Origin of the sequence: Sphingomonas asaccharolytica NBRC 15499 (assembly GCF_001598355.1) — a bacterium.
Lineage (GTDB): Bacteria > Pseudomonadota > Alphaproteobacteria > Sphingomonadales > Sphingomonadaceae > Sphingomonas > Sphingomonas asaccharolytica.
The window spans coordinates 1-17,356 of the sequence record NZ_BCYU01000056.1; the positions used below are offsets into that span (position 1 = coordinate 1).

Annotated in this window: 24 protein-coding genes; 16 read left to right on the top strand and 8 right to left on the bottom strand. The window is 64.0% G+C overall.

Features of this window, described 5'->3' with window-relative positions:
- Positions 1 to 303: 303 nt before the first annotated feature.
- Entirely contained in the window at positions 304 to 606 is a 303-nt protein-coding gene (locus SAS01S_RS14875; RefSeq protein WP_066809766.1) for a hypothetical protein, read from the bottom strand.
- A gap of 252 nt (positions 607 to 858) precedes the next feature.
- Between SAS01S_RS14875 and SAS01S_RS14880 the strand changes: the two genes are divergently transcribed.
- Both SAS01S_RS14880 and SAS01S_RS14885 read left to right on the top strand, forming a co-directional pair.
- Positions 859 to 1,062, top strand: a complete 204-nt coding sequence (locus tag SAS01S_RS14880) for a hypothetical protein (RefSeq protein ID WP_084239056.1) — start codon at positions 859 to 861, stop codon at positions 1,060 to 1,062.
- The gene (locus tag SAS01S_RS14885; RefSeq protein ID WP_066809768.1) at positions 1,062 to 1,337 is read left to right on the top strand and encodes a hypothetical protein; all 276 of its coding nucleotides are present in this window, start codon (positions 1,062 to 1,064) and stop codon (positions 1,335 to 1,337) included. The genes SAS01S_RS14880 and SAS01S_RS14885 overlap by 1 nt, the downstream gene beginning before the upstream one ends.
- A gap of 24 nt (positions 1,338 to 1,361) precedes the next feature.
- On the opposite strand, the gene SAS01S_RS14890 is transcribed toward SAS01S_RS14885, so the two are convergent.
- Positions 1,362 to 1,901, bottom strand: a complete 540-nt coding sequence (locus SAS01S_RS14890; protein WP_066809770.1) for a DUF1697 domain-containing protein — start codon at positions 1,899 to 1,901, stop codon at positions 1,362 to 1,364.
- Between the two features lie 77 nt (positions 1,902 to 1,978).
- The gene (locus SAS01S_RS14895) at positions 1,979 to 2,170 is read right to left on the bottom strand and encodes a hypothetical protein (RefSeq protein ID WP_066809772.1); all 192 of its coding nucleotides are present in this window, start codon (positions 2,168 to 2,170) and stop codon (positions 1,979 to 1,981) included.
- A 152-nt stretch (positions 2,171 to 2,322) separates the two neighbouring features.
- Here SAS01S_RS14895 and SAS01S_RS14900 point away from each other — a divergent pair, with 152 nt between their 5' ends.
- On the top strand, positions 2,323 to 2,814 hold the full coding sequence (locus SAS01S_RS14900; protein ID WP_245656924.1) for a thermonuclease family protein: 492 nt from the start codon (positions 2,323 to 2,325) through the stop codon (positions 2,812 to 2,814).
- A 36-nt stretch (positions 2,815 to 2,850) separates the two neighbouring features.
- On the opposite strand, the gene SAS01S_RS14905 is transcribed toward SAS01S_RS14900, so the two are convergent.
- Entirely contained in the window at positions 2,851 to 3,057 is a 207-nt protein-coding gene (locus SAS01S_RS14905) for a hypothetical protein (RefSeq protein ID WP_066809774.1), read from the bottom strand.
- A gap of 107 nt (positions 3,058 to 3,164) precedes the next feature.
- On the opposite strand from SAS01S_RS14905, the gene SAS01S_RS14910 reads away from it, so the two are divergent.
- From SAS01S_RS14910 to SAS01S_RS14960, 12 genes are all read left to right on the top strand, one after another.
- Positions 3,165 to 3,926 (top strand): NRDE family protein, encoded by a 762-nt coding sequence (locus SAS01S_RS14910; protein ID WP_066809776.1) that lies wholly within the window; start codon positions 3,165 to 3,167, stop codon positions 3,924 to 3,926.
- Between the two features lie 343 nt (positions 3,927 to 4,269).
- On the top strand, positions 4,270 to 4,590 hold the full coding sequence (locus SAS01S_RS14915; protein WP_066809778.1) for a DUF736 domain-containing protein: 321 nt from the start codon (positions 4,270 to 4,272) through the stop codon (positions 4,588 to 4,590).
- Positions 4,591 to 4,672: 82 nt separating this feature from the next.
- Positions 4,673 to 5,029, top strand: a complete 357-nt coding sequence (locus SAS01S_RS23345; RefSeq protein ID WP_369405751.1) for a nucleotidyltransferase domain-containing protein — start codon at positions 4,673 to 4,675, stop codon at positions 5,027 to 5,029.
- Entirely contained in the window at positions 5,026 to 5,571 is a 546-nt protein-coding gene (locus SAS01S_RS23350; RefSeq protein ID WP_369405752.1) for a HEPN domain-containing protein, read from the top strand. Before SAS01S_RS23345 ends, SAS01S_RS23350 begins: the two co-directional genes overlap by 4 nt.
- A 95-nt stretch (positions 5,572 to 5,666) precedes the next feature.
- Complete coding sequence (locus tag SAS01S_RS14925; protein WP_066809780.1) at positions 5,667 to 6,161, top strand: DUF3761 domain-containing protein; 495 nt, start codon at positions 5,667 to 5,669, stop codon at positions 6,159 to 6,161.
- A 194-nt stretch (positions 6,162 to 6,355) separates the two neighbouring features.
- The gene (locus tag SAS01S_RS14930; protein ID WP_066809782.1) at positions 6,356 to 7,276 is read left to right on the top strand and encodes a DUF4238 domain-containing protein; all 921 of its coding nucleotides are present in this window, start codon (positions 6,356 to 6,358) and stop codon (positions 7,274 to 7,276) included.
- 32 nt (positions 7,277 to 7,308) lie between these two features.
- On the top strand, positions 7,309 to 8,001 hold the full coding sequence (locus tag SAS01S_RS14935; protein ID WP_066810208.1) for a hypothetical protein: 693 nt from the start codon (positions 7,309 to 7,311) through the stop codon (positions 7,999 to 8,001).
- Positions 8,002 to 8,149: 148 nt separating this feature from the next.
- Positions 8,150 to 8,380: a helix-turn-helix domain-containing protein gene (locus SAS01S_RS14940; RefSeq protein WP_066810210.1), complete on the top strand. Its 231-nt coding sequence runs from the start codon at positions 8,150 to 8,152 to the stop codon at positions 8,378 to 8,380.
- Complete coding sequence (locus tag SAS01S_RS14945) at positions 8,377 to 8,955, top strand: S26 family signal peptidase (protein WP_066810212.1); 579 nt, start codon at positions 8,377 to 8,379, stop codon at positions 8,953 to 8,955. Before SAS01S_RS14940 ends, SAS01S_RS14945 begins: the two co-directional genes overlap by 4 nt.
- On the top strand, positions 8,943 to 9,554 hold the full coding sequence (locus tag SAS01S_RS14950) for a lytic transglycosylase domain-containing protein (protein ID WP_066810214.1): 612 nt from the start codon (positions 8,943 to 8,945) through the stop codon (positions 9,552 to 9,554). Before SAS01S_RS14945 ends, SAS01S_RS14950 begins: the two co-directional genes overlap by 13 nt.
- A 220-nt stretch (positions 9,555 to 9,774) precedes the next feature.
- Positions 9,775 to 10,131 (top strand): hypothetical protein, encoded by a 357-nt coding sequence (locus SAS01S_RS14955; RefSeq protein ID WP_174544974.1) that lies wholly within the window; start codon positions 9,775 to 9,777, stop codon positions 10,129 to 10,131.
- 151 nt (positions 10,132 to 10,282) lie between these two features.
- Positions 10,283 to 10,522, top strand: coding sequence for a hypothetical protein (locus SAS01S_RS14960; RefSeq protein WP_157082836.1), 240 nt, complete (start codon positions 10,283 to 10,285; stop codon positions 10,520 to 10,522).
- A 27-nt stretch (positions 10,523 to 10,549) separates the two neighbouring features.
- On the opposite strand, the gene tnpC is transcribed toward SAS01S_RS14960, so the two are convergent.
- The 3 genes from tnpC to tnpA are packed head-to-tail and all read right to left on the bottom strand — an operon-like array spanning position 10,550 to position 13,356.
- Positions 10,550 to 12,076 (bottom strand): IS66 family transposase, encoded by a 1,527-nt coding sequence (gene tnpC / locus SAS01S_RS14965; RefSeq protein WP_066810217.1) that lies wholly within the window; start codon positions 12,074 to 12,076, stop codon positions 10,550 to 10,552.
- 60 nt (positions 12,077 to 12,136) lie between these two features.
- Complete coding sequence (gene tnpB, locus SAS01S_RS14970; protein WP_066810219.1) at positions 12,137 to 12,490, bottom strand: IS66 family insertion sequence element accessory protein TnpB; 354 nt, start codon at positions 12,488 to 12,490, stop codon at positions 12,137 to 12,139.
- A complete protein-coding gene (gene tnpA, locus SAS01S_RS14975) occupies positions 12,487 to 13,356 on the bottom strand; it encodes an IS66 family insertion sequence element accessory protein TnpA (protein WP_066810221.1) in 870 nt (289 codons plus the stop codon). The genes tnpB and tnpA overlap by 4 nt, the downstream gene beginning before the upstream one ends.
- Before the next feature lie 261 nt (positions 13,357 to 13,617).
- Here tnpA and rlxS point away from each other — a divergent pair, with 261 nt between their 5' ends.
- Positions 13,618 to 15,597 (top strand): relaxase/mobilization nuclease RlxS, encoded by a 1,980-nt coding sequence (gene rlxS, locus SAS01S_RS14980; RefSeq protein ID WP_066810223.1) that lies wholly within the window; start codon positions 13,618 to 13,620, stop codon positions 15,595 to 15,597.
- Positions 15,598 to 15,815: 218 nt separating this feature from the next.
- Here the strand turns inward: rlxS and SAS01S_RS14985 are convergent, their stop codons facing one another.
- Complete coding sequence (locus tag SAS01S_RS14985; protein WP_066810225.1) at positions 15,816 to 17,351, bottom strand: esterase/lipase family protein; 1,536 nt, start codon at positions 17,349 to 17,351, stop codon at positions 15,816 to 15,818.
- Positions 17,352 to 17,356 lie beyond the last annotated feature (5 nt).

Sequence of the window (17,356 nt, forward strand, 5' to 3'; positions counted from 1 at the left end):
CAGCCGCTGGCGCGGCGGGTCAGGGGAGGCGATGGATTCGGCGGATAACCAGCCGCTCGTCATAGCAGCTCGCGCAAATATCTCGGCGGCGCTCGAAGCCGGTCTGGCTCGCGCGTCACGGGATTGACGTGCTGCGCGCGCGACAGGCCGAGCCGCCCCGCGATGCATCCGTGGCAGATCGCCGTCGGGGCGATCCGGCTGAGAAGCCGGTCAATCTGGTCGTGAAGAGCCGGCGCGTCCATCCGATGGCTGTGATGGCCCAGGACGCTTCCGGTCAAGATGGAGTCTATCCGGTGTCCAGGATCAGTTGCCAAGGAAGCGCTTCTGGCGTTCCTGCGCCTCGACCCTGCTGATCGTTTGATCGGCGGTGGCGCATTCGCCTCCCCGCACCGAGCCGTCGCGGCATCCCGCGACAATTCGCCGCGCCTCATCGATATGCGCCACGAAATATTGCATGCCACGCGCCTCGCTCGTGACGGTGGCGCCAGGGAGCGCGCCCGCGACCGGCTCGGGTTGCGGCGCGATCACCGGCCGCAAGGCAAATCCCGCCGCGAAGCCAAGGACCAGGGTGACGAGCACGATGATGAGCGTCTTGCCGTTCGCCATGGCGGCACTCCCAAACAGTCAACCTAACATATTGAACTATATACTATAGTTTGAAGGCATACACATAGCATTTCTCGATCTATCCCAGGAAATCGCCCCTGGGTGCGAAGCGTGATCGTCGTCGCGGCGATCGCCGGTGGAGCGCTGGTCGTGCTGCCGTCCGTCAATCGGGTCCTTGTAGTATGTTCCACATTTGTTCTATAATGGCGCCCGCCGTTCGAGCGGCGATTCGACATCGAGGGAGAAGAAATCGTGCAGCACGATCCGCTGCTGCGCGCGTCGGCGCGCGCAATCTACGATAGCTGCTATCCGAGCGAGGATTGGGCGCCGGTCGGCTTCGACGAGGCCGAGCGCGCCGGCACCGTCCATTATCGCCAGGCGGTCGACGCGGCGCTGCAGGCGCGGGGCATCTTCGCCGCCAAGGGGGAACAGCTTCCGCTCTTCGCTGCCGCCTGATGTTCGGGCTCGAACGCCCGTTCTGGAATCCCTTGCACGCCGTCGCTCAAGGAATTGCGGCGGGCGAGCCATGGATTCTTGCCTGGACGCTGCAATCGGCCACGCCCTATCGGCTGCTGTCGCGCAAAAGCGGCCTTCCTGAGCACCGTCTCGACCAGATCTATCTTGGCGCGACCGTGACGCGGAGCGAACTCGCGGCGCTGGCGGGGGCGTGGAAGATCGATGTCGAGGAGGTCATGCTGACCTTGCCGCCGGGGACGCTCGCCGAGGGATGACAGCGTTGCGCATGGGCGGGGTTCCTATGCCGCGATCATGTCGCCCAGGCGGCGGACCGTGTTCCAGTTCCGCATCGTGCCGACACCCAGGCGCTTGGTCGTCAGCGCGTTGACCAGCCGGGAGCGGGTTGGGTCCTGGTCGAAATGAATCCATAAGTCGCCATGCGTGATCGCGAGACGCTCGCCCTGGGTGGCGTAGGGTTGCAGCTGCTTCAGCACGGCCCGCTCGAGCGGCTTGCGCATCACGCGTACCGCGATCCGGGTGCCATCCCGCTCGGCCTCGTCGGGGAACGGGTATGCCGCCACCAGCCTGGCCCAATGCGCGGCGGTTTTCACGATCGTGTCGACCTGTCGCCCAAACGATTGCGCAAAGGCGGCCTCCAGACGGTGTTCGAGTTGCGCGATCGTCGCCTTGTCAGCATCGAACAGCGCGTTGCCCGTCGCCACCCAGGTTCGCGGATTGTCGAGGCCGATCGCCGCCATCATAGCGCGCCATTCCGCCATGACGAGGCGCCGGCTGCCGCCGATCGTGACGCTGTGGAGAAGCGCGATATGCGACGCCATCGACGACCGGGGTCCGGGAAAGGGAGAAGGCGCGGGGCGTGCCGGGCCGGGACGCGAGTCCCGGCCTCGGTATCGGTTCAGACCGGCTTGGCGCCCGGTGTGCCGCACTTGGCGAACTTGCCGTTGGCCGTCTTGCAGCGTACGGGCTTTTTCGGCGTCGGCGCGCATTTGATGAACTTGCCATGGGCATCGCGGCAACGCGTGCCGGCGGCCGTCACCGGTGCCGCGAGCATCGCGGTTGCGGCCAGCGCGAGAGCGAAACGATACATGGGCAACTCCTCCTTTGTGAGGACAAGGAGACTGCACGCGGATCGGCGAGACGGCAAGATCGCGTGGGGATTTCGTGCCGGCGGGCGCATCGCGAAGGCCGGGGAGGCGTCGGCATTGATCAATGCCGGGAAATAGGCTTTCGATAGACGCTATGCGCCGCAAATCAGATATCTCGCTTCTCCACCCGCTGAAGCGGAAGCCGACGATGTTCCGCCGCTACGGCCCGGTGACGGCGATCGGCCTGTTGGCTGGCGCGACCGTCGGCCTCGGACTGCCCCAGGTCCCGATCGGTCAGGTGTCCAGGATCACATCAAGTGATGATGTCGGCTGCACCGATCCACGCGTCGTCGATGGCGATACGCTCCGCTGCGGCGCGACCCGCATTCGTCTGCAGGGGATCGACGCGCCCGAGCTGCCCGGGCATTGCGCGCGCGGTCGGGCTTGTACGTCGGGCGACCCGTTCGCCAGCACCGACAACCTTCGCGCGCTGGTCAGCGGCGCAGTGATGGTGTGCCGCCAGACCGACACCGACCGCTATGGCCGCACCGTCGCGCACTGTTCGGTGCGGGGCAGGGATTTGTCCTGCGCCCAGATCGCGGGCGGGTTCGCCGTCCGCCGCTACGCGCCGATCTCTTGTCCGTAGCGATCGGTGGCGCCCGGAAAGATGCCGCGGACCGGCCTAGGGCAATCGGCGCGTCGTCGGCTTGGTGTTGCCGCATAGCACGCAAGCGTCGCGGCGTCGCTCGAATTGGCTGGTCGCCGCAAGCTCGCTCGCCGCGATGCCGGCCTCCTGGCGATCGGGCAGCGCGAGCCGGTCGGCGATGCAATCGTCGCAGACGGGATCGGGCGCGAGGCGCTCGATCAGTTTTCGCACGGCATCGGACATTGCCTGCCGATGCGCGCCGGATACGCGTCGGTCAACTGATCGATAGTTGAGGGCGCGCTGCTGAATATTGCTCGCCCGACCGCCCGACGATCGGCCATAGAGGCACGATGTGCGTGCTCGCTCTGGCCTGGAAGGCGCATCCGCGCTGGCATCTCGTCATGGCCGGCAATCGCGACGAATTGCACGAACGGCCAGCGGCCGCGCTGGCGCGATGGGCGCATCCCGATCATGTGGTTGCGGGGCGCGATCTGCGATCGGGCGGGACATGGGCTGGCGTGTCCGAACAGGGCCGGTTCACTGTCGTCACCAACCTGCGCGGTTATGGCGCCCCGCGGCCCGACCGCGCCTCGCGCGGCGCGCTGGTCTCCGACCTGCTTGCCGGCGAGGGGCAATACGCCGATCCCGACCAGGTCTCCTATGACGACTTCAACCCGTTCAACCTGATCTTTGCCGATCGCGACCGCGCGATCTTCGTGTCGAACCGGCCCGGGCCGATCCACAGCCAGCTCGCGCCCGGCCTCTATGGTCTGTCCAACGGCACGCTCGACGAACCCTGGCCCAAGACGTTGCGCCTCAAGGAGCGCCTGCTCGACTGGATCGTCGGCGGCGCGACCCAGCCAGGCGAATTGCTCGACGCGCTGGGCGACGACCGGCTGTCCGAAGCCGGACTCGAGCCGGCGGGCCCGTCGGACGTCCCGCAGGAACCGACGCAGTCGCCGATCTTCATCCGCAATCCGGTCTACGGCACGCGCTGCAGCACGGTGGTAGCGGTCGACGCGGAGGGGCGCGGCGAGATCGTCGAACGCCGCTATGGGGCCGACGGTCAGGTGTCGGGTGAGACGGTGGTTGGGTTTTCCTGGCCGAGCTGACGGCGCGGATAGGGAAGGGCGGGCGCCCGGCCATTGCTGCCGGCGCGGGTCCGCGAAACCGAGCGGCGATACTCCTTTTCCTGGCGCACCTCGCTGGAAATTGCCGGCTCCTGGGCTGACGACCTGGGACGGTCGCGGCCCGGGCGAAACCATCGCCTGCCGGCTTATTTCCCCGGCCCCATGGGGTCCTCCTCGCGGGCGCTTCGCGCTCAAATAAGCCCTTGGCTCCGGTCCTTCGCTGCTGCTGCTGCGGCCCCTTGGGTTCGCCGTTCCGCTATGCCCGTCCTTTGCGGTCTGCCCATCGCCCGGCATTCCGCCGCGGCGAGCAAGAAGGAGAAGTATCATGGCCGCCATCGGTTATGTCACGCGCGACGGCAACGCCTTCAAGGGCGAGCTCAAGACCCTCTCGATCCGGGCCGAGATCCTGATCGTCCCCAATGCCCGCAAGTCCGGCGACAGCCAGCCCGACTATCGCGTCACCTCGGGCGGCGTCGAGGTCGGCGCCGGCTGGCTCCGTCGCAGCGAAACCTCGGGCAACGACTATGTGTCGCTGAGCTTCGCAGCCCCCGAGTTCGGCCCGCGCCGGCTCTACGCCAATCTCGGCCGCGCCGCCGGGCAGGACGATGACGACACCTTCGCCATCATCTGGAACCCGGCCGACTGAGCCCCGCGCGACCCCGCGCCGCCACGGCGCGGGGTCGATGCCATTGCTTCCCACGCGAGAAGCCCGCTAGGATTCACCTCCGATGAAAACCGACCTCAGCCATTTGCCCGATCGCAAGCGCCGCGATCTCGACCGTGTCGTCGAGATCCTGTTCGCCGAGTTCGAGGATGCGATCGGCCTTTCCACCCAGGAGTGGAAGAAGCAGGGCCGGATCCTCAAGGTGATCCTCTACGGTTCCTATGCGCGCGGCGACTGGGTCGCCGATCCGATCGGCGGTTATTTCTCGGACTACGACCTCCTCGTGGTGGTGAACGACGAGCGGCTGACCGACACGCTCGACTATTGGGCCAAGGCCGGTGACCATCTACTGCGCGAGTATTCGATCGCCAAACGGCTGTCGGCGCCGTCAATTTCATCGTCCACAGCCTCAAGGACGTGAACGACCAGCTAGCGCGCGGTCGGCCCTTCTTCGTCGATATCGTGCGCGATGGGGTCGCCCTCTACCAACTAGACAACCACCCGTTCGATACGCCTAAGCCGCTCGATCCGGTGGTCGCTCGAGAGGAGGCGCGCACGCATTTCGACCAATGGTTTGCGAGCGCGAGCGAATTCTTAGGCCTCGCAAAGTTCGCCATTTCGCAAGAATGGAATAACCGAGCCGCGTTCAACCTCCATCAGGCGGCTGAGCATTTCTACCACACGACTCTGCTCGTCCTGACGCTCTACAGCCCCAAGTCCCACAAGCTCAATTTCCTCCGCGAGCAGGCCGAGGATGTCGCGCGCGACCTCATCCCGGTGTGGCCGCGCGACACCAAGTTCGCCCGGCGCTGCTTCGAGCTTCTGCAGCAGGCCTATGTCAACGCGCGCTACTCGCCACACTACAAGATCACCCGTGAGGAGCTCGACTGGATCGTCGAACGGGTCGAACTGCTCCAGGTCGAGGTGAAGGTGCTGGCTGAGCGCCGGCTCTCGGGCGGGTGAATCGCGCCATCGGTATGTGACTATCCTGCTAAGGCTGCTGGATTGCCGGGCGCGGAAAAGCACGGCACTATCCAGTTCTCTAGGAGGAGGTCGCTATGAAACGCTATCTGTGTATCGCAGCATTGATCTCGCTGGCTTTTGCCGCCGGATCGGCTCAGGCTCGGAACTACGATTGCTCGAAACCTGGCAACGCCAACAAGGCCGCTTGCAAGGGTAAGACACCGACCGCCGCGGCGGCAAAGGCGGCGCCTGTTGCCACCAAGCCGGCGCCGACCAAGACTGTCGCCGCTGCTCCTGCAAAAGCGACCCGCAATTATGATTGTTCGAAGCCCGGCAACGCGAACAAGGCGGTGTGCAAGGGCGCCTCGCCGGCCCCAGCGGTTGTTGCTGCACCGGCTCCGAAGCCCGCAGCCGCGCCGGTCGCCAAACCTGCGGCTGCGCCGAAGCCGACCATCGTGCGGGCACCGGCGTCACGGCCAGCCGTCGCTGCGGGTGCTGCGACCGGCAAATGCAAGGACGGAACCGAGACTCACGCCGTCAACCATCGCGGCGCCTGCTCGCGTCATGGCGGGGTCGCGGCCTGGTACTGACCGACTCAACTGACGTCCTATCGTGCGCCCGGTCCTGCAAAGGGAGACAATTCTCGTACCGAAAGGGCCGGGCGCGCAGGTAAACAAGCGACGTTACGCGTGAGATTCTAAAAGCACAAAACACGGATCGAGGGCAAATCGCCTACCGCTGGAGTACTGCTTCCTCCGGACGAATCTGGCCGCTTGCTGCGCTTATGCACGCGCGGCATCCTGACAAGGTGAAGCATCATTACGTCCCCCGGTTCCTGCTCCGCAGGTGGACCAACGACGCTGGAAAGCTCCAGGTCTTCGCGATCCGCAACGGTCGGCTGGTGTGCAGTGAGCTTACGCCCGAATATACGGGCTTCGAGATCGGGCTCTACGCGATCATGGCGAATGCGCTCGGTTTTTCCGAGGACGATATCGAGAAGAAGCTCTTTGGGCCGATCGATAACGGTGCCGCCAAGGTTCTCGAAAAACTCGAACGCCATGAAGCAATCACCGTGGATGAGCATATCGCCTGGACCTTCTTCCTTAGCTCGCTGCGGGTGCGGCAGCCTGACGCGCTCGATTTTCTACGAACCGAAGGTGCGGTACTGCTCAGACATACGCTGGCGGAGCAGGACGAGGCTACCTTACCTGAAGGGTGGCCGACCACCCGGGAATGGCTCGATCGGCATTTCCCCGGCGCCCTCGACGCCACTAGTTTGACCTCCTGGTTGCCGCGCATGATCGCGCATCCCGAGGTGATGGAGACCTTTGGTGGGGTCAAATGGTGGTTCCGCGAATTCGAGCCTGATGCACCCAAGTTGCTGCTGTCGGATTTGCCGATCCATTCCGAAGGCGGCCTCAAGGACCCCGATTTCTCGATCATGCTGCCGATCGCGCCCAATCGAGTGTTCTTTGGAACACGCTCAGCGGAGATCGAGCAGTTCCTCACACAGATGGCGCCCGCTGAGTTGATCGAGCGGGTCAATCGGGCGACCCTTGCGTCCTCGACCGATCGAATCTGGGCGTCCAGCCGGGCTGACGCTCAGGCATTTATCGAGGCCAATCTGGATGCGACCGGCAAGAATGTGATCACGTTTCGCTCACTCGCTCGATGGACGATGTCACCCGAGGCGCCGCCGCTTTGACCGCTGGATATGGTTCCTCAAAGCTAGTCGCGATGGATCAACACGAGCTCTTGATTCGGGTGCTGTGCGTGGCGGGTGGTACCGAGATGGAGTCGGCGCTGCCGCGTGATTACGCTGGCGAGCGGGCCGATGCGCTGTTTGAGCGGTACGACGTCGTAGTCGAGGTCAAGACCCTGGCCACCGACCGGGCCAACGATCCAAAAATCTGGGATGCGCTCGGGCAAATGTTCGCTGAGAACGTCCACGAAGGTGCACCGATCATCTTCGGGCAGACCAAAATCGGTCTGCATGATTTACCCGAGAATATAGCGGTCAAGGCTCTGCGTATCGCCGGTAAGCGCGTCCAGCGCGAGGCCGCCAAGGCCAATCGCCAGATCAAGGCGAGCAAGGCCGCGTTGGGACGGGAGAATGCGTTCGGACTGCTCGTCCTGGTGACCCCGCCATCAGGAACGGACCGGCGATCGCTGCTTTGGCTGGTCAAGGACGCGTTGCGCGACGGAGCATGCAGCTCGATCAACGGCGTCTATCTGGTTGAGACGCCGATTGCTGCGCCATTCAACGTGGCGGGCAAGATCGACTCCTTCTTGTCCTTTCACAGCAGGGGCGGCCGTTGGTTTCCGCGCGCGCTGCGCAAGCGGATTGGGGCTGCCTGGGGCATGGTGACCGGCCAAGGAGGCATCCTCGCGCGAGAGGAAGATTTTCATCGATATGGGGCGAGCGGCTGACCAACTATAGATCGACAGCCGTCGCGCAGGTCCGAGGGGCGAATTCGCTTATAGGTTTTTTCGACCCTCCCCGAGAGGTGCCTGCTGCGACAGATGGGGTGCCGCGTGAAGCGGCATGGGGCCGCTTCCGGTGCGGAGCGGACCTCCCATGGACAATCCCGACGATATCGAACGAGCGCAGCGCGCAAAACGCGGCTCGCCATTCCTCAATACCGACCAAGCGGCGGCCTATCTCAAGATCTCCAGCCGCCTGTTGAAGCGGCTGCGCGTGCGCGGCGAGGGGCCGGTTTTCCGCCGTCACAGCCGCTTCGTCCAATATCATATCGACGATCTCGACCTGTGGAGCCGCGAGCATAGCGCCCGCGAAATCGGGCGATGAGTACGCGCCGGAGCTCGGCGGGCGACGCGCCGCTGCTCGCCTGGGGTGAGGCCATGCGTCGGACGCGCCGGTGCCGCAGTGCCCGTCGGCTGATCGCGGGCTTGGCGATCGGCGGCATTGCCTTGGGGCTGACCATCGTCTGGCCGCCGGTGCCGCGCTTAGTCTGGAACGCCAGCGCCAGCGCGCCGATCGGGCTGTACCGGGTGTATCCCGGCGCTTCCGCGAGAGCCGGCGACATGGTGATCGCGCACCTCCCTGCGCGCTTCCGCGCGCTAGCCGCCGAACGGCATTACCTCCCGGCAAACGTACCGCTGGTGAAGCGCGTGACCGCCGTCGCAGGTAGCGAGGTCTGCGCTGAGGGGCGCATGATCCTGGTCGATGGGCGGCTGTTCGCCGTTCGTCAGTCGTCCGATCCGCATGGTCGGCCTCTGCCTGGGTGGGAAGGGTGCGTCCGCCTGCGCGACCGCCAATTGTTCCTGTTGATGGACGCGCCGGATTCGTTCGACGGCCGCTATGTCGGCGTCACCGACGATAGTGATGTGGTCGGCCGCGCGGTGCTGTTGTGGCGGCGCTGATCCGCTTCGCTGCCGCTTTGGCGCTGGTCGTGGCGACACCCGCGCATGCCGATGAGGTCGTGCGCTGGTGGTCTTATATCGGCGAAGCCTCGGCCCGGTTCGGGGTTCCACCCACCTGGATCGAGCGCGTCATGCTCCGGGAAAGCGGCGGGCGCACCGAGTTTGCGGGACGTCCGATCCGGAGTCCGAAAGGGGCGATTGGGTTGATGCAGTTGATGCCCGCGACGTGGGCATCGATTCGGGCGGTGCTCGGGCTCGGCAATGATCCGGATGACCCGCGCGACAACATTTTTGCGGGCACGTATTATCTGCGGCTGATGTATGATCGGTTCGGTTATCCGGGCTGTTTCGCTGCCTATAATGCTGGACCGGGACGATATGCAGCCTGGCTCGCGGGCAGTGCGTCGCTGCCGCGCGAAACCGTCGCTTATCTCGGCGCGGTCAATGGTCTGCCGGTCGCTCCAGCCCGGATCGACACACCAGCGTCTCCGCCTCCGTCCCTATTCGCGGTGCAGCGTGAGCCCGCGGCAGCGACGGTGCCCGACCCGGCACGGACGTCGGCTACGATATTGTTTGCCGTTCGCAAGGTGTCGCCATGATCGTGGCGGGGAGGGGGCTCGTCTCGATAGTCCGAGCATGACGGGCGGCGGCGCGGCTATCAAGGCCCGCGGGTGCCCCCCAATTTGCTGCGCAAATCGGTTCCCCCCACGTCCGCTGCGCGGCGCCTCCGCTTGCGCTCCGGCGGCCCTGACAGCCGCGCCGCCGCCCGTCTTTCGACTGCTGTCCTCAATCGGGAGGATGGCAGCGAAGGAGCATATCATGGCCAATCTTCAACCCATCTCGGCCGCCTCGGAGCGCGTGATGACGGCGCTGGTCGCGGGGCTCGAACTCGAATTTGGCCGCGGTGCCGGCGAGGCGTTGGCGCATCGGTTTCTGAAGGCGGAAGAGGTCGATTTTCACTGGGAAGCGCGGATTGAGGAGCGCTGGATCGGCAGTTACGCGGGCGGTTTCGACGACGAAATCGAGCTCGATCGGGCGCGGATCGTCGGGCGGCTGGACGGGCGCTGGTTCGTCGCGGTGATGATCGTCGATGGCGACGGCAACGCGCACGGAATGATGGGCAAGCGCAGGTTCGGGCGACGCGGCGACGCGCTCAAGGCATTTGCGGATGCCTGAAGACCAACCTTGGTCAGGCCGGGATGCGGCGCCGGACAGGCGTCGTGTCCTGGCCTTCTTTTTGAGCCGGGCAGGGGGAGAAGAAGAGGTAAGCGTATGGTGACTGCACGTCGCTCCGATCATATGGGCACGCCGGTCGCGAGTCTGTTATGTGGACTCGATGATTCCCTCTTCACCGGAAGCCATAGCCGCGAGCCTCACAGCAGCGCAGCGCCAGATCGTGCTGGACGGCCCCACGAGCTTCACCGAGGCCGATGCGATCCCCGAATATCTGTTCGAGGAGGATCTCGATTGGGATCGCGAGACCGGCGATGAGCACTTTCACTGGTCGGAGACGGTACTGGGTCGCCAGGTACGTGATCTGCTCGAAGCTCAGGAGCAGGGTTCATAGCGGCATTCTAGACCGACGCACGTTTGGTCAGGTGGCGTTATGAGGATCGGCCGCCCAGTTCCAGGGGAGCAGTTCGTCGAGACGGTTGGCGGGATGACCGTCGATCATTTGCTGCATTATGTCGCGCAGATAGGCGTAGGGCTCGACCTCGTTCAGGCGGCAGGTTTCGACCAGCGAGCACACTGTTGCCCAGCGCGCACCGCCGCCATCGGAGCCGGCGAACAGGTGGTTCTTGCGGCCGAGCGCGACTGGCCTGATCGCGCGTTCGACCGGATTGGTGTCGAGCTCGACACGCCCATCATCGACGAACCGGCACAGTGCGTCCCAGCGCCCGAGCGCGTAGCGGATCGCATCGGCGAGCCGGCTGCGCGCCGCAAGTTGCGGCAGTTGCGCCTCCAGCCAGACCTTCAACGAGCGCACCATTGGCCTGCACAGCGACCGTCGCCATGCCAGCCGCTCGGCCGGCGGCTGACCGCGCGTGCGTGTCTCCACCGCATAGATTTCGGCGATGCGGCGCACCGCCTCGATCGCGATCGGCGCCTTGTCGGCTTCCGCGATCTCGTAAAACTTGCGTCGCGTATGCGCCCAGCAGGCCGCGAGCTTGACGTCGCCGCGCGCCGTCAGACGCTCGAACCCGGCATAGCCGTCGACGTGCAGCACGCCCTTGAACCGCTCCAGATGCGCCTGTGGTCTCTCGGCACGCCGGTCGGGCTCGTAATAGTAGATGGCCGCTGGCGGGGCAGGGCCGGACCACCCTCGTTCGTCGCGCGCATAGACCCACAACCGACCGGTTTTCGTGCGGCCACGACCCGGATCGAGCACCGGGATTGGCGTATCGTCGGCGAACAGCCGGTCCGATGCGAGGATGTGATTGCCGAGCCTTTCGTGCAGCGCATCGAGCCACCAGCATGCACCGCCAACCCAGCCGGCGAGCGTCGATCGCTCCAGTGCCATGCCGTGCCGTGCGAAGATCCGGGACTGGCGATAGAGCGGCGTGTGATCACAGTATTTGCTGACGATCACCTGTGCGAGCAGGCTCGGCGTGGCGAGCCCGCCGGCGATCACACGCTCCGGCGCTGGCGCCTGGGCGACCGTTTCGCACGCCCGGCAGGCATATTTCGGGCGGCAGATACGCAGCACGCGCAGCCGCGCCGGTACCCAGTCGAGCATCTCGCTGACGCTCTCACCGATCGGATGAAGCGCACCGCCGCAGTCCCCGCATACCTCATGATCGATGTCGAGCAGCTGCTCTTCGCGCTCAAGATGGTCGGGCAGTGCCTTGCGCCTGGGACCGGCGGGACGCGCCTTTTCGATGACCGGCTGTTCTTCAACGATCGCGGCGATATCCGCGTCGAGGTCCTCCAGCGCCAGGCCGAGCTGATCGGGATCGAGGCGCTCGGAGCGGCGCCCGAACTGAGCACGCTGCAGCTGCTTGATGATCTGTTGGAGCCGCTCGATCTCGCTTTGATGCTGCGTAACGGTGGACGCGATATCGCGCACCAACTGGTGCAGAACGCCGATGTCCGACGGCAGATTTTCAAGATCGAGCCGCATGCCAGATCATACTATAAAGCGGTCGTTTCCCCAAGCATTTTGCGCGGTTTTCCGCCGTTTTCAGCCCGCTTTTGTGGGCCGCCACACGCGTTCGGGATGCCGCCAGTCGATACCCTCGATGAGCATTGCAAGCTGCGCTGTCGTCAGCGGGATCGTGTCGCCCGGAACAGCCACGCGCGGCCACACGAAGTAGCCTTGATCGATGCGCTTGGTGAACAGGCACAGGCCCGTCCCATCCCAGAAGAGGATCTTGATCATGTTCGCGCGTGCCCCGCGGAACGCGAACAGATGGCCCGAGAAGGCGTCCTTTCTCAGCGTCTCCTGAACCAGGGTGGCGAGGCCATCCATGCCCTTGCGCATGTCGGTTACGCCAAGCGCGAGGTGCACTTTCACGCCTGCCGGCATCAGCATCATGGCCGCAGCTCCTGTGTCGTAACCTCGCGCTGGACCGCCTCGGGATCGCTGCCTTCCGGCGCGAACACGAGCCGACCATCGGCCAGCGCGACCTCGATCATGCCGTCCGGTCTGGGCAGTAGATCTGCGAGCAGACTGGGTGTCGCGCTGCCGCTTCGTTCGTGCCCAGCGACAAGCCGAACCGGCAAGATGACCGCCGGATCGTCCTTCCCCACACCAAGCTGGTCGCGCCAGCGGAACATCACGCTGGTGGCGATACCATGCGCCTGAGCAACCGACGTGATGGTCGATCCGTGCCGCTCCGCCTGGAGCAGAAGGGCGATCTTTTCTTCGGTCTTCCAGCGCCGGCGGGTGGCTCTTTTCGGTGGCGGCGCGTCCGCTTCGATTGCAGCTGTCAAGCGTTCGGCGGCCGCCTTTTCCTTAGCACCGGTACCTATTTTAGTGCTTATCAGGGGCAATGCCGACGGATGCAGCATCGTTCGCCAGTCGACCACGATCTCCTCATTCTCGAACAGAACACGCCACCGTTTGAGGCTGTAAGGCGACAGCCGATGCGTGCTCGCATAGTCGCGAAGGTGCAGGCCACTCCATTGCCATGCCTCGACATGCATCGCCCAAAATGCCTGCGTCGCTTTAAGCCTTTTGTCCGGGCAGAGCGGCTTGGAACGCCTGCGCCAACGCGCTCTTTCCTCGGATTTCTGCGCTTCCCAGGCATCAATCGAACGGCGCCATGTTCGGAAGGCGTCATACGAAAGACCCTGCTTCCGGCAATATTCCGCGACGCTGATGCCGCTCTTTTTCTGGGCCTCGATGTGCACCGACCACCAGGCGCGCTTTGCCTTGTTCTCGAATCTCGTCCGCGGCATCGGCCCGCTCCCCAATTGGAAAGCAGATCACATGGGACATCTCGGCGCACGAGAACAACGTGCGAACATCGGGCGGTTACAAGAAGAGAAGAAGGGAATGCAAGAGAAAGGCAATGTCTCGCAAGCATTGCTATGTGATTGTCTGCACATCGTTTTTTCGCGAGACATGGCTCGCTGCTTGCGAGACACGCCCGGGCAGAATGGCTGAAATCCGCCATTTATCGCCCGAAGTTACAAGACTCCCGATCCTGGTCGTGCGTCATGAGCGACGATGACGACTTCATCCCCCGGCTCGGCAAGCAACGCAGTCTCGGCGGCGGAAAGCGCGCGCGCCGCTATTTCGCGACCGTGGTCGTGGCGGCGGCGCGTTCGGCGGAAAAGGGCACGATCCGCAATCGCCGGTTCGATGGCAGTCGTATCGGTCGCGGCGCGAGCATTGGCCGCCTGCTCTCCGGTCGTGATCGCCTGGCCAGGTTCCGCGCGCGACGCGCGGTGGTCAAGACCAGGCTGGTCCGTCTCGGCGCGAAGGGGCTGCAGGCCGCACGCGCACATCTGCGTTACATCCAGCGCGACGGCGTCACCCGCGAGGGCGCTCCCGGCGAGCTCTATTCGGCCGAGCGCGACCAAGCCGACGGCAAGGCATTCCTTCAACGCTGCGACGGGGATCGCCATCAATTCCGTTTCATCGTCTCAGCCGAGGACGGTTCGGAATATCCCGACCTCAAGCCGTACATCCGCCGGCTGATGACGCAGATGGAAACCGATTTGGGGACGTCGCTCGACTGGGTCGCGGTCGATCATTTCAACACCACTCACCCGCACACCCATATCATGCTGCGCGGCGTCGACGATCGCGGCCAGAATCTGGTCATTGCGCGGGAATATATTTCGCACGGAATTCGCGAACGCGCCGCCGAACTGGCAACGCTCGATCTTGGCCCGCGAACCGACCAGGAAATCGAAGCGCGCCTGCGTCAGGATATCGGCGAGGAGCGGATGACCACGATCGATCGCCGACTGGTCCGGTCGATGGACGTGGATCACATCGTCACTTCGGCGGATCGCGATCCCTTCCAGCAGTCGCTGCGCGCAGGGCGGTTGCAGAAGCTCGCGAGCATGGGTCTCGCCGAGAATGTCGGCGGCGGGAATTGGCAACTCGCAGAGGATCTCGAAGCGACGCTTCGCCGGATCGGCGAGCGCGGTGACATCGTCCGCACGATGCAACGCGAATTGACCGCGCGGAAGCTCGATCGCCCATGGATCGGACGCAGCCTGTTCGGCGCTGGCGAGTCTGATCCGGAACCAGTCGTCGGGCGGGTCATCATGCGCGGGCTGGCCGACGAACATCATGACCGCCACTATCTGCTGATCGACGGCGTTGATGGGCACGCCCATTATGTCGACATCGGCAAGGGCGACGCGGTCGGCCCGATCCCCGAGGGTGCCATCATCCGCGTGACTGCGCGGACGCTCGCCATCCGCGATGCTGACCGGGTGATGGCGGAGGTCGCCGCTGCCAACGCCGGGCGCTATTCGGTCGATCTCCACTTGCGGCACGATCCATCCGCGACCCAGGCGTTCGCCGAGGCGCATGTTCGGCGGCTTGAGGCGATGCGGTGTGCAGGCGCAGGTGTCGTGCGCGAGCCCGATGGCGCGTGGTCGATCGCTGCCGACCATCTGGACCGTGCGGCGTCCTACGAAGCGCGTCGCCACCGCGAGCAGCCGGCCCAAGTCGAAACGCTGTCGGCGGTCCCGCTCGACCAGTTGCGCGGCGCTAATGCAGCCACGTGGCTCGACCGCGAGCTGGCGTCGCGCGATCCCGCGCCAATCCGCGACGCCGGGTTCGGGCGCGAGGTGCGCGGCGCGCTGGCGGCGCGCCGGCAATGGCTGGTCGAGCAGCAACTTGCAGACGGGGAGGGGGATCGCATTCGGTTGCGGGCGAATGCTCTTGCGATACTTCAGCGGCAGGAATTGCTGTCAGCGGCCGGGAAACTTTCCGATGAGTTGGGAAAGAGCTTTGCGGAGGCGAACAGTGGTGACCGCATCGAAGGACGGCTCGCACGCCGGGTTGATCTGATCAGTGGCCGCTTCGCGCTGGTTGAAAGAAGCCGCGAATTTGCACTGGTGCCCTGGCGGCCAGCGTTGGAGAAGCAACTTGGCAATGAGGTCGCCGGTATCATGCGCACCGACGGGATCAATTGGCGGTTTGGGCGGAGCCGATCGGGGCCAGAGATTTCATGACTGAAAATGGGCCGATTGCAGACTGGCAGATTTCGGCAATGAACCTTGGAAAGCCGTCGTGGCTCGAGTCGGTGGGCCTAGCCGCAAGGTCGGCTTCCCACCATTTCCCGAGTTGTGCGGGCAAGCGCGGGTCTCGACTGATCCGGTTGGTAGGACGCGTCGCCCAAAACATGCGACTGAGCTGCTAACCAGAGCGACCAGGGCCGGCTTGGGCGACGTTAGAAATCTTCGCCCTCAAGGCTGCGTGCGCGCTCAATGGTGACTTGCTCGTCATAAGCCCAAATTTGGTCGCTGCCTGTAACAGCCTGCACGACTTCATATTGCGGGATGGCATAGTCGCGAACCCAACGATAGTAGATCGGCTCAAACCGTCGTTGACGTCTGCTGGCCACGACATCGCGACGCGGTCCCCAAAAGTAGAGGCCTTCCGGGAACGAGGCGTTTGAAAGCGCCGTGAGCTTCGCCCAGCACATTTCATCGTCGATCGCAAAGAGCTCCTTCACCACGAGCGGTCGATCCTTCGCGATCCAGTCGGCGAGAGCCTTGGGGTAGTATCGTTCGAAAGCGCGTCCCAAGCGCAGGTGATGAATGGTGCTGGCGACCAACTCATAATTGCAGAGGGTCAGGAAATTGGCGAGCGCAGTCGCAACAAATTTCTCATGAAGTGTCCAATACCCCTCCATGCCCCTGACCAAGGCGCGGGCTCGCCCTGGGGCGTTTTTCAATAGTGCGTCGATCCTTGCTAGGGAAAGCTCCACGTCCCTTGCATAAACCACCAGATCATTGGGCCCGACGTTGCCGAAGAGGCTTGTGGGGTCTCTATGATTTTTGACTTGTTCCAAAGCGATGCGCAGCCGTTCAATATATGACAGCGTTTCGACAGGCCAAACGATCTCGGGCGCCACGTCGTCATAAAACAAGTGATTGAGCGCTAAGCCGCATGACACTGCATCACCGTGCAGGTGATCCGAAAATTGCAGTGAGTTGGAACTGACGGGTTTCACGCGCGGCACGGGAATGAACTTTTCCAGCAGTTCAACCAGGAGGCCGTGTTGATCGCCTTCCGGGCGGTCGGGGCGGGCAATGGTGAAATGATTGGAATTTGGAACCTTGTACGGTTCGCCGAAATATCTGCCACCGGACATGGGCTGCACAACCTGGCGCCTGATGAGCGCGGGTAACAGCACAAACTGATCCTCGACCAGCTCGTGGCCTTCGATACGCAGGCGCTTGCTGTTCAAGAGTTTGCGAAAATCACTATCGAGGTCGAGCAACCAGTCGTTGGCTTGTCCCGCGCGTAAGGCCAGTCCTTGCGTGTGTTGAAACAAGCGCGTCAACGGAGACAGCAGGTTTGCGTATTCCGACTCCATTGATGGGGAAGCGACCAAGAACAGCCCAATTTCCTTTTCCTGGTCGATCAGCTCGAAGGCGTCCTGCACGAGGAAGCGTCTCGCCACGATACCCCCCATGCTGTGACAGACGAAAATGATTTTCGGTGAGTCTGACACACCGTCCAGCCGCATGCGTGTGCGCAATGCGTTCACCACATCACCCAAGCGATAGGTTCCGGAAAAATAGCCCGTCTTGTACTCGAACACATAGATGCCGGCGGCGGCGAAGCGCGTGTCGGCTGCGAGCATGTCCGGCCAATACGCGCCATTTTCGTTCCGCCAGCACTGACCATCCGACAGCACGCCATGAATGAACACGACGATCGCTGGACCGTCCGGCTGCCGAACCCAGGTGCCCTTCATGCGCC